This window comes from Intrasporangium sp. (assembly GCF_051961875.1).
In the GTDB taxonomy this organism is placed as follows: domain Bacteria; phylum Actinomycetota; class Actinomycetes; order Actinomycetales; family Dermatophilaceae; genus Intrasporangium_A.
Genome location: NZ_JBQCCV010000082.1, coordinates 1 through 2,730 on the forward strand (window position 1 = coordinate 1; position 2,730 = coordinate 2,730).

Here is a 2,730-nt window from a genome sequence, read left to right on the forward strand (position 1 = left end):
ACCGTGACCGGGCCGCTGGACATGCGCGCCGGACGCGACCGCTACCTCGGCTACCGGTCGGCGCTGGTCGAGGCCGGGTGCGAGGTGTCCGAGGCACTCGTCGCGCACGGCGACTTCAGCCACGCGAGCGGGTCCCGGGCGATGGCCGAGCTCCTGGCGCGGGAGCCGCAGCTCGACGGGGTGTTCTGCGCCAACGACCCGATGGCGGCCGCGGCCCTGCCGGTGCTGCGCGCGGCCGGCCGCCGGGTGCCCGAGGACGTGTGCGTCGTCGGCTTCGACGACGCGCCCCTCGCGCTGACCACGCAGCCGCCGCTCACGACCGTCCGGCAGGACCCCGAGGCGATGGGCCGCGCCATGGTCGAGCTGCTGCTGGTCCAGCTCGAGCACCCGGGCAGCGCCGGCACGCGGATCCTGCGGACGAGCCTGGTCGAGCGCGGGAGCACCCGGCCGAGGGCGGGCGGGGTGCACGAGCCCCTCTTGGTTTGTCCCCGTGACTCGTGAGGCGGGGCTGGTGGCGACCTGCACGTCCTTCGCCGCGGGCGAGCCCGCGCACCACCACCTCGACGAGGCGCTGGCCGAGCGCGGCGTGCCGGCCCGCTGGGTCTGCTGGGACGACCCGGCGGTCGACTGGGCCTCGGGGCTGGTGGCGGTGCGGGCGACGTGGGACTACGAGACCCGCCGCGAGGAGTTCCTCGCGTGGGCGCGGTCGGTGCCGCGGCTGCTCAACGGGGCCGACGTCTTCGCCTGGAACACCGACAAGGCCTACCTCCCCGAGCTCGCGGGCGCCGGAGTGCCCGTGGTGCCGACCCTGGTCGTGGACGGCGAGGAGTCGCTGCCCGAGGCCATCGCCGCCTTCGACGCCGCGGTGGTCAAGCCGTGCGTCGGCGCCGGCGGCCGTGGGGTGGTGCTCTTCGACGGCACCGAGGGCGGCCCGGCGGACCTTGACGAGTCGATGCTCGGGCCCGGCCCGTGGGTGGTGCAGCCGCTCGTCGAGTCCGTGCGGACCGAGGGCGAGGGGTCGGTGTTCGTCCTCGCCGGCGAGGTGGTGTCGGCCGCGCAGAAGCGGCCCGCGGTCGGGGAGATCCGGGTGCACGAGATGTACGGCGGCTCGACGGTCGCCGTGCCGGTGTCCGAGGATGCCGCCGAGCTGGCCCGGCGTACCGTCGCGGCCGCGGAGCGGCTGCTGGGCCGGGCGCTGGACTACGCCCGCGTCGACCACCTGCGGCTGGCCGACGGCAGCCTGGCGGTGAGCGAGCTGGAGGTCACCGAGCCCGGGCTCTACCTCGACGTCCTGCCGGGCAACGGCCCCGCGTTCGCCGACCTGCTCGCCGCTCGTGTCCGGGCCTGATCTGACCGGTGGTCGGTTGTTTGCACTCGCCGGGGGCGAGTGCTAAAAAGGGCGTTGGCACTCTCCGTGCGAGAGTGACAACCCAGGGCCGAGTAAGTCGAGGTCCGAAGGCGCCGCCGGGAAGGGTCCGGCGGGTCAGCCCGGACCGTCCGTCGCGGGCGACGAATCGGCCGTCCGACTCGTCTGCGTGAGGAATCGCAAGAGTTATGTCGAAGCTGATTGCTTTCAACGAGGAGGCCCGGCGCGGTCTGGAGCGGGGCATGAACACGCTCGCCGACGCCGTCAAGGTCACCCTCGGTCCCAAGGGCCGCAACGTCGTGCTCGAGAAGAAGTGGGGCGCTCCCACGATCACCAACGACGGCGTGAGCATCGCCAAGGAGATCGAGCTCGAGGACCCCTACGAGAAGATCGGCGCCGAGCTGGTCAAGGAGGTCGCGAAGAAGACCGACGACGTCGCCGGTGACGGCACGACCACCGCGACCGTGCTCGCCCAGGCCATGGTCCGCGAGGGCCTGCGCAACGTGGCGGCCGGTGCGAACCCGATGGCGCTCAAGCGCGGCATCGAGACGGCCGTCAAGGCCGTGTCCGACGCGCTGCTCGAGATGAGCAAGGACGTCGAGACCAAGGAGCAGATCGCGGCCACCGCGTCGATCTCCGCCGCCGACACCACCGTCGGTGACGCCATCGCCGAGGCGATGGACAAGGTCGGCAAGGAGGGCGTGATCACGGTCGAGGAGTCCAACACCTTCGGCCTCGACCTCGAGCTCACCGAGGGCATGCGGTTCGACATGGGCTTCATCTCGCAGTACTTCATGACCGACCCCGAGCGCATGGAGGCGGTCCTCGAGGAGCCCTACATCCTGATCGCGAACCAGAAGGTCTCGACGGTCAAGGACCTGCTCCCGCTGCTGGAGAAGGTCATGCAGGCCGGCAAGCCGCTGCTGATCATCGCCGAGGACGTCGACGGCGAGGCGCTGTCGACCCTGGTCGTCAACAAGATCCGTGGCACCTTCAAGTCGGTCGCCGTCAAGGCGCCGGGCTTCGGTGACCGTCGCAAGGCGATGATGCAGGACATCGCGATCCTCACCGGTGGCCAGGTCATCTCCGAGGACGTGGGGCTCAAGCTGGAGAACACCGGCATCGAGCTGCTCGGCCAGGCCCGCAAGGTCGTCATCACCAAGGACGAGACCACGATCGTCGAGGGTGCCGGCGACGGCGCCCAGATCGAGGGCCGGGTCAACCAGATCCGCGCCGAGATCGAGAAGTCGGACTCCGACTACGACCGCGAGAAGCTGCAGGAGCGCCTGGCCAAGCTGGCCGGCGGTGTCGCGGTGATCAAGGTCGGCGCGGCCACAGAGGTCGAGCTCAAGGAGCGCAAGCAC

General features: G+C 71.3%; 3 protein-coding genes. All 3 read left to right on the top strand.

Features of this window, described 5'->3' with window-relative positions; genetic code table 11:
* Positions 1-501 (top strand): LacI family DNA-binding transcriptional regulator (locus ACTHJJ_RS04830; protein ID WP_440301803.1); only part of this gene is annotated, 501 nt, incomplete at its 5' end.
* Positions 491-1,348: an ATP-grasp domain-containing protein gene (locus ACTHJJ_RS04835; protein WP_440301804.1), complete on the top strand. Its 858-nt coding sequence runs from the start codon at positions 491-493 to the stop codon at positions 1,346-1,348. The genes ACTHJJ_RS04830 and ACTHJJ_RS04835, both read left to right, overlap by 11 nt.
* Positions 1,349-1,554: 206 nt before the next feature.
* Positions 1,555-2,730, top strand: a 1,176-nt coding sequence (gene groL, locus ACTHJJ_RS04840) for a chaperonin GroEL (RefSeq protein WP_440301805.1), incomplete at its 3' end; no start/stop codon positions are given.